The 12,390-nt window shown below is 67.1% G+C and carries 14 protein-coding genes; 7 read left to right on the top strand and 7 right to left on the bottom strand.

Features of this window, described 5'->3' with window-relative positions:
- Positions 1 to 117 precede the first annotated feature (117 nt).
- Both G154_RS14360 and phoU read left to right on the top strand, forming a co-directional pair.
- Complete coding sequence (locus tag G154_RS14360) at positions 118 to 2,190, top strand: LCP family protein (RefSeq protein ID WP_019511123.1); 2,073 nt, start codon at positions 118 to 120, stop codon at positions 2,188 to 2,190.
- 96 nt (positions 2,191 to 2,286) lie between these two features.
- On the top strand, positions 2,287 to 2,952 hold the full coding sequence (gene phoU / locus G154_RS14355; protein WP_019511122.1) for a phosphate signaling complex protein PhoU: 666 nt from the start codon (positions 2,287 to 2,289) through the stop codon (positions 2,950 to 2,952).
- 10 nt (positions 2,953 to 2,962) lie between these two features.
- Here the strand turns inward: phoU and G154_RS14350 are convergent, their stop codons facing one another.
- On the bottom strand, positions 2,963 to 3,475 hold the full coding sequence (locus tag G154_RS14350) for a MarR family winged helix-turn-helix transcriptional regulator (protein WP_019511121.1): 513 nt from the start codon (positions 3,473 to 3,475) through the stop codon (positions 2,963 to 2,965).
- Between the two features lie 80 nt (positions 3,476 to 3,555).
- On the opposite strand from G154_RS14350, the gene G154_RS14345 reads away from it, so the two are divergent.
- Complete coding sequence (locus G154_RS14345) at positions 3,556 to 4,527, top strand: zinc-binding alcohol dehydrogenase family protein (protein WP_019511120.1); 972 nt, start codon at positions 3,556 to 3,558, stop codon at positions 4,525 to 4,527.
- A gap of 9 nt (positions 4,528 to 4,536) precedes the next feature.
- On the opposite strand, the gene pstB is transcribed toward G154_RS14345, so the two are convergent.
- The 6 genes from pstB to G154_RS14315 form a co-directional block, all read right to left on the bottom strand.
- Positions 4,537 to 5,313, bottom strand: coding sequence for a phosphate ABC transporter ATP-binding protein PstB (gene pstB, locus G154_RS14340; RefSeq protein WP_019511119.1), 777 nt, complete (start codon positions 5,311 to 5,313; stop codon positions 4,537 to 4,539).
- A gap of 11 nt (positions 5,314 to 5,324) precedes the next feature.
- On the bottom strand, positions 5,325 to 6,239 hold the full coding sequence (gene pstA / locus G154_RS14335; RefSeq protein WP_019511118.1) for a phosphate ABC transporter permease PstA: 915 nt from the start codon (positions 6,237 to 6,239) through the stop codon (positions 5,325 to 5,327).
- Positions 6,236 to 7,309 (bottom strand): phosphate ABC transporter permease subunit PstC, encoded by a 1,074-nt coding sequence (gene pstC, locus G154_RS14330; RefSeq protein ID WP_019511117.1) that lies wholly within the window; start codon positions 7,307 to 7,309, stop codon positions 6,236 to 6,238. The genes pstA and pstC overlap by 4 nt, the downstream gene beginning before the upstream one ends.
- A gap of 50 nt (positions 7,310 to 7,359) precedes the next feature.
- Positions 7,360 to 8,463: a phosphate ABC transporter substrate-binding protein PstS gene (pstS, locus tag G154_RS14325; RefSeq protein WP_110807093.1), complete on the bottom strand. Its 1,104-nt coding sequence runs from the start codon at positions 8,461 to 8,463 to the stop codon at positions 7,360 to 7,362.
- A 123-nt stretch (positions 8,464 to 8,586) separates the two neighbouring features.
- On the bottom strand, positions 8,587 to 9,441 hold the full coding sequence (gene mshD / locus G154_RS14320; RefSeq protein ID WP_023986280.1) for a mycothiol synthase: 855 nt from the start codon (positions 9,439 to 9,441) through the stop codon (positions 8,587 to 8,589).
- The gene (locus G154_RS14315) at positions 9,441 to 10,238 is read right to left on the bottom strand and encodes a response regulator transcription factor (protein ID WP_019511114.1); all 798 of its coding nucleotides are present in this window, start codon (positions 10,236 to 10,238) and stop codon (positions 9,441 to 9,443) included. Before G154_RS14315 ends, mshD begins: the two co-directional genes overlap by 1 nt.
- A 206-nt stretch (positions 10,239 to 10,444) precedes the next feature.
- On the opposite strand from G154_RS14315, the gene lmeA reads away from it, so the two are divergent.
- From lmeA to G154_RS14300, 4 genes are all read left to right on the top strand, one after another.
- Positions 10,445 to 11,227 carry a mannan chain length control protein LmeA gene (gene lmeA, locus G154_RS14310; protein WP_031601691.1) on the top strand — a complete coding sequence of 261 codons (783 nt, stop codon included), beginning with the start codon at positions 10,445 to 10,447 and terminating at the stop codon, positions 11,225 to 11,227.
- A complete protein-coding gene (locus tag G154_RS14305; protein WP_019511112.1) occupies positions 11,224 to 11,658 on the top strand; it encodes a co-chaperone YbbN in 435 nt (144 codons plus the stop codon). The genes lmeA and G154_RS14305 overlap by 4 nt, the downstream gene beginning before the upstream one ends.
- Before the next feature lie 20 nt (positions 11,659 to 11,678).
- Entirely contained in the window at positions 11,679 to 11,780 is a 102-nt protein-coding gene (locus tag G154_RS27395) for an Ms5788A family Cys-rich leader peptide (protein ID WP_353618511.1), read from the top strand.
- Positions 11,781 to 11,872: 92 nt separating this feature from the next.
- The gene (locus G154_RS14300) at positions 11,873 to 12,349 is read left to right on the top strand and encodes a DUF4395 domain-containing protein (protein WP_019511111.1); all 477 of its coding nucleotides are present in this window, start codon (positions 11,873 to 11,875) and stop codon (positions 12,347 to 12,349) included.
- The last annotated feature ends 41 nt before the right edge of the window (positions 12,350 to 12,390 follow it).

Raw genomic sequence — 12,390 nt, 5'->3', positions numbered from 1 at the left:
CGGGCATGGGCCTGCTACAAGAAGTAGTGCGCCGCGTCCGAACGCAGTATCCGGGCAGCCCGTACGACATCCGTGCGCAACGGCGCGCACGCCCCACGAGCCGAAGGTCGGTAGGACATGAGTGACGGCGACAACGCCACTCCTGGCCGGCCCGACCGTGCGCGCGGTGACAACGATTGGCTTACCCGATCGGAGCGACCGGCACCAGGCGCCGCGCCGTGGGAGCGCGCCGGCACGCCAGACACGAATGACCGGGACACGAGTACCCCGCAGACCAATCCTCAGGACACCGGCAATCACACCGATGGCGTCACCGTCGCCGATCTGATCGCCAAGCTGGCCGCCGACAACCCGAACAGCACCGGGCGCAGGCGGCGCCGGGCGACCGATGAGGCGGTCGAGGAGTCCGGCTCCGTCGTACCCGAGACCGACGCCGAGATCACCGACCCGGTGGCCCCGGTCGAGGCCGTCATCTTCGAACCCGAGACATCCCACGCCGATGGGCTGGAGCCGCCGACCGAGGTGATGTACGTCCCGTCGGCGTACGCCCCCGAACTTCCCGACCTCGCCGCCGCCCGGCCGCCCGTGCACGCCGCGCGCCCCCGGCACCATGCCGGTCGCACCGCGCGCAATGCCGGCCGGGTCGCCGCAGCGCTGGCCGCGATCTGCGCCCTGCTGGTGACCGGCGGGGCCTGGCAGTGGCAGTCGATGAAGAACAACAGCCTCAATCAGGTGTCCGCACTGGACCTCAACTCGCGCGACATTCTTGACCCCAACAAGCAGTTCGGCGACGAGAACTTCCTCATCGTGGGCACCGACAGCCGCCTGGGCGCCAATTCCGAGGTCGGCGCGGGCACCACCGATGATGCCGCCGGCGCGCGGTCGGACACCATCATGCTGGTCAACATCCCGGCCGACCGTAAGCGCGTGGTCGCGGTCTCGTTCCCACGCGATCTGGCCATCACACCGATGAAGTGCGAGCCGTGGGACCCCGAGACCCGTGCCTATGGCCCGATCACCGACCCGGAATCCCCGATGTACGGGATGGACGAGGCGTACACCGAGACCAAGCTGAACTCCGCCTACGCCGTCGGCGGGCCCAAGTGCCTGGTGAAGGTGATCCAGAAGCTCTCCGGACTGTCGGTGAACCGGTTCATGGCCATCGACTTCACCGGATTCTCGAAGATGGTCGACGCGCTCGGCGGCGTCGAGGTGTGCAGCACCACCCCGCTGGAGGACTACGAGCTGGGCACCGTGCTGGCCACCCCGGGCCGCCAGATCGTCGACGGTCACACCGCACTGAACTATGTGCGGGCCCGGCAGGTCACCACCGAGTTCAACGGCGACTACGGCCGCATCAAGCGTCAGCAGCTGTTCCTGTCCTCGCTGCTGCGCTCGATGATCTCCAAAGAGGTGTTCTTCAGCCTGTCGAAGCTCAACAACGTGGTGAACATGTTCATCGAGGACAGCTACGTCGACAACATCAAGACCAAGGACCTGGTCGATCTCGGCCAGTCGGTGCAGGGTGTCAACGCCGGGCGCATCACCTTCGTCACGGTGCCCACCACCGGTTACGCCGACGACTACGGCAACGAGCAGCCCCGCGTCGACGATATGGCCGCGCTGTTCGCCGCGATCATCGACGACGATCCGCTGCCCGAAGAGCACAACGACGACAGCAGCCCGGTCCCGCCGGCACCCGAAAACCACGGCGGCTCAAGCACCCCCACCACCGACGCGAACGGTGCCGAAACCGTCGACGCGGTCGCCACCGATCCCGGTGCGGTGACCGTGCGGGTGTCCAACTCCACCGGCCAGTCCGGACTGGCCGCCAACGCCGCCTCCGTTCTGCAGCAGCACGGTTTCCAGGTCGACACACCCGACGACTACCCCGGCCCGCTGCATTCCACGACGGTGTTCTTCTCCCCCGGCAACGAGCAGGCCGCGGCGACCGTCGCATCGTCGTTCCACAACGCGACCATCGAGCGCACCACCGGGATGGGCGATGTGGTGCGGGTCGTGCTCGGCACGGACTTCACCTCCGTCACGCCGCCGTCGCCCAGCGGTTCGACCGTCCAGGTCCAGATGGTCCGCGGCACCTCGTCCTCTTCGTCGTCCTCGGGAGCCACGACCACCGAGCTACCGGAGGACCTCACCGTCACCAACGCAGCGGACACCACCTGCGAGTAGGGCGGTAGGACCGATACCCAGGCCATCCATGGGCATTCACCTTTCGTTCACCTGTGGCGCCGTGACCTGCAAGCTCGCTGAACGTAAGGTATTCACATGCGTACTGCGTACCAGGAACAACTGTCGTCCTTGACCGTTCAGCTCAGCGAGATGTGTGGGCTGGCCGGTGTGGCGATGGAGCGCGCAACCCAGGCCCTTCTGCAGGCCGATCTGGCGCTGGCCGAGCAGGTGATCTCCGAACAGGATCGGCTCGGTGAGATCCGGGTGCGCGCCGAAGAGGCCGCGTTCATGCTGCTCGCGCTGCAGGGTCCGGTCGCCGGCGATCTGCGCGCCATCGTCAGCGGTATCCAGATCATCGCCGATATCGACCGGATGGGCGCGCTGGCCCTGCATGTGGCCAAGATCGCGCGGCGCCGCCACCCCCAGCACGCACTGCCCGAGGAGGTCAACGGGTACTTCGCCGAAATGGGGCGGGTGGCAGTCGACTTGGCCCACAGTGCGCGCGAGGTGCTCGACACCCTCGATCCGGAGAAGGCTCGCCAGATCCGCGACGAGGACGATGCGATGGATGATCTGCACCGACATCTGTTCTCGGTGCTGATGGACAAGGACTGGAAGCACGGTGTCACCGCCGCCGTCGATGTCACGCTGTTGAGCCGTTTCTACGAGCGGTTCGCCGACCACGCGGTCGAGATCTCCCGCCGGGTCATCTTCACCGCCACCGGCGAGCTGCCCGAGGACAACCTGGCCGAACCGCAGTAGCCGGCAGCTCTCACGAACCGTCGGCGACGATCCGCACCCCGTCGCGGCCCGCCGCCATCAGGTCGGCCAGCACCTTCTCCACGATCTGGAGTTCGGCACTGGTGTAGCGGTTCAGGAACGCCCGCCTGCCCAGGTCCATCTCCTCGTGCAGCCGGCGGTGCGCGGCAGCGACCAGTTCGCCGTCCGCGGTGAGCGTCAGCTGGGTCTCCTTGCGGTTGCCGGGGACCGGACCGCGGTGCACCAGTCCAGCCTCGACCAGCCGGTGGACGTGCTTGCTGACGGTGCCCTTCAGCTGTCGTGACCGAGCTGCCAATCCGACCAGGCTCGACGGGCCGTCGGCCAGCTCGGCAAGCAGGTGCACCGACAGCTGAGGGAGCTCACGGATCGGCCCCGCCAACCGCTGCGGGCAGCGCGCCACCATGAAATCGCGCTCCGGGTCGCCGTCGGAGTCGCCTTCGAACTTGTCCCCCACCGCGTCGATCAGCTGGTTGATGTCCTCGATCAGCCGCGACTTGGTTTTCACGGAAACAATATTGCCATCTGCCGCCGCGCGCCGTACATTGTTTCTATAGAAACCATTTCTCAGGAAACACAGGAGTCGCCATGAAGGCCGCCGTGATCGACCGATGGGGGCACCCGCCCCGCTACACCGACTTCCCGGATCCAGAGCCCGGGGACGGCACACTGACCGCCACCGTCGAGGCCAGTGCGCTGACGAATCTGACGAAGGGCATCGGGAACGGAACCCACTACGCCAGCAGGGAATTGGGCTTACCGATGATCCCCGGCGTGGACGGTGTCGCGCGACTCGACGACGGCAGACGGGTGTACACCGGCGCGGTGCCACCGTACGGAATGCTGGCCGAGCGCACCCTGCTCAACGCACGCGACATGGTGGAGCTGCCCGACGGGATCGACGCCGTCACCGCGGCCGCCGTCCCCAATCCGGGCATATCGTCCTGGCTGGCACTCGAACACGCCGCGGCACTACGACCCGGTGAACACGTGCTGATCCTCGGGGCCACCGGTGTCACCGGTTCGCTCGCCGCACAGCTGGCGGCATCGGTGTTCGGCGCAGCGCGGGTGGTCGTCGCCGGCCGCGACACCACCCGGCTGGCCTGGCTACGCACCGTCGGGGCTGACGACGTCATCGACCTGCGCAATGACGATGTGCGCGCCAGGGTCCGCGCCCTGCACGCCGAGCAGCCCTTCGACGTCGTGCTGGACTACCTGTGGGGCGACCCCGCGGCGCAGGTGCTCGCCGCCCTCGCCGACGGCCCCACCGGCAGCTATCACCGCACCCGGTTCGTCCAGGTCGGCGCGATGGCCGATCCGACGATGCCGCTGCCCGCCGCGCTGCTGCGCAGTACCGGTATCCAGCTCCGCGGGGTCGGAATCGGCAGCGTCCCGCCCGCGGTCCTGGCCTCGGCGCGTGCCGAGGCACTGCCCCGGCTGTTCGACATGGTCGGCAACGGCAGTCTCGAACTGCGCACGGCCGCAAGACCGCTGGCCGATATCGCCGACGCGTGGACCACGACCGACCCGTCCGGCACGCGGGTGGTGCTCACACCCTGACGGCGCGGGCTAGCCGAACCGACCGGAGATGTAATCCTCGGTGGCCTTCTGGGTCGGGTTGGAGAAGATCTTCTCGGTGTCGTCGATCTCGATGAGCTGACCGGGCTTACCGGTGGCCTCGAGGTTGAAGAACGCCGTCTGATCAGAGACGCGGGCGGCCTGCTGCATGTTGTGCGTGACGATCACGATGGTGAAGTCCTGCTTCAGCTCCGAGATCAGATCCTCGATCGCCAGCGTCGAGATCGGGTCGAGCGCCGAACAGGGCTCATCCATCAGCAACACGTCGGGCTGCACGGCAATGGCGCGGGCGATGCAGAGTCGCTGCTGCTGACCGCCCGAGAGACCGCCACCGGGCTTGTCGAGGCGATCCTTGACCTCGTTCCACAGGTTGGCGCCCTTGAGCGAACGCTCGGTCACCTCGTCGAGGGTCTTCTTGCTGCGCACACCCTGCAGTTTCAGGCCCGCCACCACGTTGTCGCGGATGGACATGGTGGGGAACGGGTTCGGGCGCTGGAACACCATGCCGATGGTCTTGCGCACACCCACCGGATCGACACCCGAGCCATAGATGTCGTCACCGTCGAGCAGCACCGAGCCCTTGACGTAGGCGCCCGGGATCACCTCGTGCATGCGGTTGAGCGTGCGAAGCACGGTCGACTTACCGCAGCCCGAGGGGCCGATGAATGCGGTCACGCTGCGCGGCTCCACCGACAGCGAGACGTTCTGCACGGCGTGGAAAGCGCCGTAGTAGATGTTGACGTCTTTCAGATCCAGGCGTTTGGCCATCTCGGATACTCCTAAACCTTTTTCGGGGCAAAGAATTTGGCGATGAATCGCGCACCCACGTTGAGCACCGCGATCAGGACGACGAGGGTGAGAGCGGCGCCCCAGAGCCGGTCGGTGGGGACCGGGTTGGCCCCGGCGCCAGCCGAGGTCTGGTCGAACATCATGCCGGGCAGCGAACCCATGAACCCGCTGAACATGTCGAAGTTCATCGCCTGGGCGTAGCCGACCAGGATCAGCAGCGGTGCGGTCTCGCCCATCACGCGGGCCAGAGACAGCAGCACACCGGTGACGATGCCCGACAGCGCGGTGGGCACCACGATGGCCGAGATGGTCTTCCACTTCGGCACACCCAGTGCGTAGCTGGCCTCGCGCAGATCCATCGGCACGATGCGCAACATCTCCTCGGTGGAGCGCACGATCACCGGGATCATCAGCAACACCAGTGCCAGCGACACCGCGAAGCCCGAACGCTGGAAGCCCAGGGTGGCCACCCAGAGTGCGTAGATGAACAGCGCCGCCACGATCGAGGGCACCCCGGTCAGGATGTCGACCATGAAGGTGGTGATCTTGCCCAGCCGGGTGCCGCCGCCGTACTCCACCAGGTAGATGGCGACGAAGATGCCGATGGGGATGGAGATGACGGCGCAGACCAACGCCTGCAGCAGCGATCCGACGATGGCGTGATAGGCACCGCCGCCCGCGGCGAACGCCGTCATACCGGCCTGCGAGTTCATCCACCAGGTGCTCGAGGTGACGACCCCGATGCCCTTGGAGACCACCGTGTAGAGCACCCACAGCAGCGGGACGATGGCCACCACGACCGAGGCGGTGACCAGGATGGTGGCCAGCTTGTCGGTCACTTTCCGGCGACCGCTGACACCCTGGAAGGTCGGGGCCTTGACCGGCTTCTCCAGCGCTGCGGTCATGATGCGGACCTGTCCTTTCCGGAGACCGCGGCACGCGCCAGCGAGTTCACCACGAACGTGAGGATGAACAGCACCAAACCGGCCGCGATATAGGCGCCCGCCTTGTACTGGTCGTTGAATTCCGATGCTGCCGAAGCGATCTTGCTGGCAAAGGTGAAGCCACCGTCGAACAGCGACCAGCCGAACGCGGTCTGGGTGCCGCGCAGGATGATCAGTAGCGCGATCGTCTCACCGAGTGCGCGGCCCAGTCCCAGCATCGCCCCGGAGATGTAGCCGGACATCCCGAACGGCAGCACCGTGGTGCGCACGACCTCCCAGCGGGTGGCACCGAGGGCCAACGCCGCCTCGATCTGGCCGCGCGGGGTCTGGACGAAGACCTCGCGGGTGACCGCGGTGATGATCGGCAGGATCATCACCGCGAGCACGATGCCCGCGGTGAAGATGGTGCCGCCGCCGGCCACCGAGGCGTTGCCGGTGGAGAACAGGAACAGCCAGCTCAAGTTCTCGTTGAGCCACACCGCGACCGGTTTGATCGCCGGTGCGAGGACATACAGGCCCCACACGCCGTAGATGATCGAGGGAACCGCGGCCAGTAGATCGACCATGTAGGCCAGCGGGCCCTTGACCCGCTTGTGCGCGTAGTTGGTCAGATAGATCGCGATACCCAGCGCGATGGGCATCGCCAGCACCAGCGCGAACACCGAGACGAACACCGTCACCTGGAGCAGGTCCAGGATGCCGAAGCTCATCGCCGAGGTGTCCGTGGTGACCCAGTTGCCGCCGAACAGGAAGAAGTTCTGCTCGTTGCGCTGCAGCGCCGGGATGGCGCGCCACAGCAGGAAGAAACCGATGGCGGCGATGATCGCGATGACGAGTACACCCGAACCGGTGGCGAGACCGCTGAAGATGCGGTCGCCGGGGCGGACCTTCGTGTTCCTCGACGGGTTCGTCGAGATGGGTGAGGGCTCGGGGAACGGTGCGGCCAATGCCTCACCCGACCCCGAGTCGGCTGGATTCGGAATAGTCACTGAGTTCCCGTCTGAACCCTTGTCGATACCTTTGTACGTCATTCGGTCCCCGCACCCATCCTCGCGTCGAATTCGCCGATGTGCCAGTGCAACTAGGAGGCGGGTCCGATTGCCTCGATGGAGGTCAGCAGACGCTCCTTGAACTTCTCGGGCAGCGGGACGTAGCCGGCGGAGGACAGCCCCTGCTGGCCGTCGTTGGCGGCCACCGTCAGGAAGGACTTGACGGCCGCGGCGGTATCGGCGTCGTAACCGTTGGAGCAGACGATCTCGTAGGTGGCCAGCACCAGCGGGTACGCACCGGCTTCGGAGGTGCCGTACAGCGAGGCGAGATCCAGGGTCAGGTCGTTGCCCTCGGCGGCGAACTTGGCGGCGTCGATGGCCTTGCCCGCGGACTCGTCGGTCAGTTCGACCGCGCCGCTGCCGTTGTCGATCTGGGCGTAGGGGATGCCGGCCTGGTCGGCGAAGCCCTTCTCGACGTAGCCGATGGCACCAGGGGTGGCCTGCACGGCCTGCGCGACGCCTGCCGACTTCTGGGCGCCCTCACCGGCGCCGCCCTGGAACTCGCTGCCGTCACCCTTGGTCCAGACACCGCCCGAGGCGGCCCCCAGGTACTTCTGGAAGTTGTCGGTGGTGCCCGAGGAGTCGGAACGGAAGATCGGGGTGATGGCGGTGTCGGGCAGGGTCTTGCCCGCGTTGAGTGCGGTGATCGCGGGGTCGTTCCACTTGGTGACCTGGCCCTGGAAGATCTTGGCAAGGACGTCGCCGTTGAGCACCAGGCCGTCGACGCCTTCGACGTTGTAGGCCATCGCGATGGGGCCGAAGACCAGCGGCAGGTTCCACACCGGGTTGCCACCGCAACGCTCGGCGGCCTGCTGCGCCTGATCGCCCTTGATGGCCGAATCTGATCCGGCGAAGTCCACGTTCTTGGCGACGAACTGCTCGCGGCCTGCGCCGGAGCCGGTCGGGTTGTAAGACAGGTTCTTGCCCTGACACTTCTGGCTCCACACCTGGTTGAACAGCGCGATGGCGTTCTGCTGGGCGGTCGACCCCTCCGCGGTGATCGAGTTCTTGCCGCCGCAGTCGGCAGCCGAGGCGGATCCGGTCTCCGAACCGCTACCGGCGGAGGTGCCCGCGTTGTTGTCGCTGCCACACGCGGTCAGCGTGAGGGCGGCGATCGCGGTCGCCGACAAGGCCATGCCGATGTTGAGCTTCACGAATCCCACTTTCCGAGTTTTGACGGCTTCAGACTCCGTGGCAACGTATTCGGCTGCCATGGCCGGTCCGCGGACGGAAAGTGAACGCGAGGTGAACAGGTACAGCTAGTTCACAGTTGGGCGGGCATAGGCGATATCGGCGCTGAAAACCTCGAACCCCAGGCGGCGATAGGTTTTGACCGCGGCGGTGTTGTCGCCCTCGACGTACAGCGTGACATCGGCCTCATCACCGAGCCGGTCGGCCAGATGATGCAGGCCCAGCAAAGTCAGCTCGGCCCCGAGACCGCGCCCCTGGGCGGCCGGGTCCACACCGACGACGTACACCTCACCCAGCGACGGGCCGTGCACCTTGGTCCAGTGGAAGCCCAACAGCCGGGCGCCCTCGAAGGCCAGGAACAGTCCCTGCGGGTCGAACCAGGGTTCGGCGCGCCGTTCGTCGATATCGGCCTCGGTCCAGCCGCCCTGCTCCGGATGCCAGGAGAACGCGGCGTTGTTGACGCGCAACAACTCCTGATCGTCGGTCGGCCCGGCGTAGGTGCGGGCCTCATGCCGGGGTTGCAACGGCGGCAGATCGGCCAGCGGGCGGCGCATCTGGAGCAGCTCACGCACGGCATGCAGCCCCAGCGCGGCGGCGGTGGCGCGCGCCGACGGGAGGTCGCCGTGCGCCCAGATGCGTGTGTCGGCGCTCCCTGCGTCGAGACCGGTGCCGATCAGTCGTGCCCCGATACCGCGACGACGGAAATCCGGATGTACCACCGCCTCGGCCATGCTCGCACTCAGATTCAGATAGCCGACCACGTCGTCGCCCTCGACGGCCAGCAGGTGCCGGGTGTCGTCACGGCCGAGCTCACGCAACACCTGGTCCCCCACCGGAGCCACGCCGTCACTGGCCGTGGCGACAGCGATCAGCTCGGTGATGCGGGACCGGTCGTCGACGGACAGACCGCTGCGCCATTCGATCACTGGCCACGCAGGGGTCCGAACGACCCTGCCGCGGAACCGAATTCGGACTCACCGAGGTCGGCGTCGAGTTCGCCGCCGAACTCCTCGTCCAGATCATCCTCGGCCGCGGGAGCCGCGGCGCGGCCGCGGGCCGGCCGGACCGCCTTGTACCCGACGTTGCGCACGGTACCGATCAGCGCCTCGTACTCGGGACCGAGCTTGGCGCGCAGTCGACGGACGTGGACGTCGACGGTGCGGGTGCCACCGAAGAAGTCGTACCCCCACACCTCCTGGAGCAACTGCGCGCGGGTGAAGACCCGACCGGCGTGTTGGGCCAGATACTTCAGCAGCTCGAATTCCTTGTAGGTGAGGTCCAGCGGCCGTCCGCGCAACCGCGCGGTGTAGGTGCCCTCATCGATGACCAACTCCCCGAGGGTGACCTTGCCCACGCTCTCCTGGTCGGCGACACCGCCGCGGCGGCCGATCAGCAGCCGCAACCGGGCATCGATCTCGGCGGGGCCGGTACCGGGCAGCAGGATCTCGTCCAGCCCCCATTCGACATTGACCGCGACCAGCCCGCCCTCGTTGACCACGGCCACGACCGGGATGGAGGTGCCGGTGGTGCCGAGCAGCCGGCACAACCCACGGGCGGCCGCCAGATCGCTGCGCGCATCGACGATCGCGATATCGGCGGTTCCTGCCTCCAGCAGCGAGGACACCTCGGTGGGAGCGGTGCGCACGTTGTGGGCCAACAGCGACAGTGACGGCAACACGGTATCGGGATGCGGATCCACGGTCAGTAGTAAGAGTTCCACGGTGCCCTCCCGTCATCGCCTTGCGGTGTCGTGGACTTCCCCTGGACAACGGTGTCGGAGGTCATCTTCCAGATTCATGACTGACACGTGGCCGTTACGACCGACGATCGCCCCACAATACCGTGCCACCTGGCAGTTAGCAGACCGGAACCGACGGGTGCCCGCCCCGGCGCACGGGTGTGCGCCAGAATGTGGCGGTGCGCAAGATGCTGATCGGGGCCATCTCGACCGTCGTGGCGGTGGTTGTCGGGGCCGTCGGCACCGATTTCGGAGCCGCCATCTATGCCGAATACCGGCTCGCCCGCAGCGTGCGGACAGCCAATCACCTGGACTTCGATCCATGGGTCAGCATCCTGGGCTTCCCGTTCGCGACCCAGGCCCGCGCACACCGATACCAGGAGTTGGAGATCCGGGCCGCCGGCGTCGACCACCCGGTCACCGGGAAGGTCTCGCTGGAGGCCACGCTGCACGACATCGACATCACCGACACCGGATGGCTGATCGGGCCCGACGCGCGCCTGCCCGTCGGCAAGGTGGAAAGCCGGATCATCCTGGACTCCACCCATATCGGCCGGTACATCGGCATGAAGGACCTGTTGGTGGAGGCACCCACCCGCGAGACCGAGGACGGATCCCCTGGGGTGACCGAGTCCGGCATCTCCAGCGGACAGGATCTGGTGTTCACCGGTACGCCCGACGGTCTGGACAAACGCGTCAGCGTCGCGGTGGACCTGTCGCTGGCCGACCCCGGCGACACCACCCTGGTCATGACGCCCACCGGGGTGCTGACCGGCCCCGGCACGGCCGACGAGGCGGTGCCCGAGGACAAGACCGCCGATGTGCTGGACGCGTTCGCCGGCCGCATCCCCGGCCAGCGATTACCGTTCGGTCTGCAGCCCACCACCGCGGGGGCACGCGGCTCCGATCTGATCATCGAGGGCATCGCCGAAGGACTAACCATCGACCTGGACGGGTTCAGACAGTCATGAACACTTCGATGGCGATCGTGATCGTCGTGGTGATCGCCGTGCTCGGGCTCGGTTATATCGTCGGCAAGCTGATCTCGTTACGGTCGGGGATGTTGCGCGCCGCCGACGAGGCCGCCTCGATCGACACCGGCGGCCTGGGCCTGTCCAGCGAAGAGCCGACAATCCTGCATTTCACCGCGACCTGGTGCGGTCCGTGTGCGGCGGTGCGACGGGTGGTCGACCAGGTGGTCGCCGACCTGGCCGATCAGGGAAACACTGTCGCCCATGTGGAGATCGACATGGACGACAATCCCGAGGCGGCGCGGCGGCTTTCGGTGCTGTCGCTGCCGACCACGATCATCTTCGACGCCGGCGGGCATCCGCGTTACCGCACGACCGGTGTCCCCAAGGCCGCTGACCTGCGCTCGGCCCTGCAGCCTCTATTGGCCTGACGACGGTGTGAACGGGTACCATGTCGGTCGTGACCGCCCGTCTTGAGCTGCTGCTCACGAAACGCCGCGCAGTTGATCTGTGCCGCACGGCCGGTTGTTGCTGTTGTTGTCGTAGCTGCTGAGTAGCCGCGCCCCCTTTCTTGGTGCGCATGCTCGCGGAGGCGCCCTCGTGGTGTGCCCCAGCCCAGTCCAGCCAAGCAACAGGAGCACTCACATGCCAACAGACCACATCGATCAGGTCGACGTCCGCGGCCCGCGGTTCGTCGCCTGGGTGACCACCGCCGTGCTGATCATCACGCTGCTCGTCTCGGCGGTCAGCGTGCCCGCGGCAGCGGTCATCCTCGGCCTGCAGACCGTGGCGTTCGCCATCGGCGCCACCGCAGGACCGCGTCGCCATCCCTACGGCCGGATCTACGCCGCGCTGATCGCGCCCCGCCGCGGACCGGTCACCGAACGCGAACCGGTCACCGAACGCGAACCGGTCCCGCCGTTGAAGTTCGCACAGCTCGTCGGGTTCGCCTTCGGGTTGGCCGGCACCCTCGGCTTCGCCGCCGGATTCCCGACGGTCGGCCTGGTGGCCACCGCTTTCGCCCTATTCGCCGCGTTCCTGAACGCCGCCTTCGGCATCTGCCTGGGCTGCCAGATCTATCCGCTCGTCGCGCGGTTCCGCCGCGTTCCCGCCCGCCCCTGACTCACCAACGACACGCTTCACCAACCGAAAGGAACCACTTC

This window comes from Mycobacterium sp. VKM Ac-1816D (assembly GCF_000416385.1).
GTDB lineage: Bacteria > Actinomycetota > Actinomycetes > Mycobacteriales > Mycobacteriaceae > Mycobacterium > Mycobacterium neoaurum_A.
Note: the sequence above shows the minus strand (reverse complement) of the source record. Positions and strands in the feature narration are given on the sequence as shown.

Coding starts and splice junctions, on each gene's coding strand:
- G154_RS14360 (WP_019511123.1), top strand. CDS start 118: ATGAGTGACGGCGACAACGCCACTCCTGGCCGGCCCGACCGTGCGCGC.
- phoU (WP_019511122.1), top strand. CDS start 2,287: ATGCGTACTGCGTACCAGGAACAACTGTCGTCCTTGACCGTTCAGCTC.
- G154_RS14345 (WP_019511120.1), top strand. CDS start 3,556: ATGAAGGCCGCCGTGATCGACCGATGGGGGCACCCGCCCCGCTACACC.
- pstB (WP_019511119.1), bottom strand. CDS start 5,313: ATGGCCAAACGCCTGGATCTGAAAGACGTCAACATCTACTACGGCGCT.
- pstA (WP_019511118.1), bottom strand. CDS start 6,239: ATGACCGCAGCGCTGGAGAAGCCGGTCAAGGCCCCGACCTTCCAGGGT.
- pstC (WP_019511117.1), bottom strand. CDS start 7,309: ATGACGTACAAAGGTATCGACAAGGGTTCAGACGGGAACTCAGTGACT.
- pstS (WP_110807093.1), bottom strand. CDS start 8,463: ATGGCCTTGTCGGCGACCGCGATCGCCGCCCTCACGCTGACCGCGTGT.
- lmeA (WP_031601691.1), top strand. CDS start 10,445: ATGCTGATCGGGGCCATCTCGACCGTCGTGGCGGTGGTTGTCGGGGCC.
- G154_RS14305 (WP_019511112.1), top strand. CDS start 11,224: ATGAACACTTCGATGGCGATCGTGATCGTCGTGGTGATCGCCGTGCTC.
- G154_RS27395 (WP_353618511.1), top strand. CDS start 11,679: ATGTCGGTCGTGACCGCCCGTCTTGAGCTGCTGCTCACGAAACGCCGC.
- G154_RS14300 (WP_019511111.1), top strand. CDS start 11,873: ATGCCAACAGACCACATCGATCAGGTCGACGTCCGCGGCCCGCGGTTC.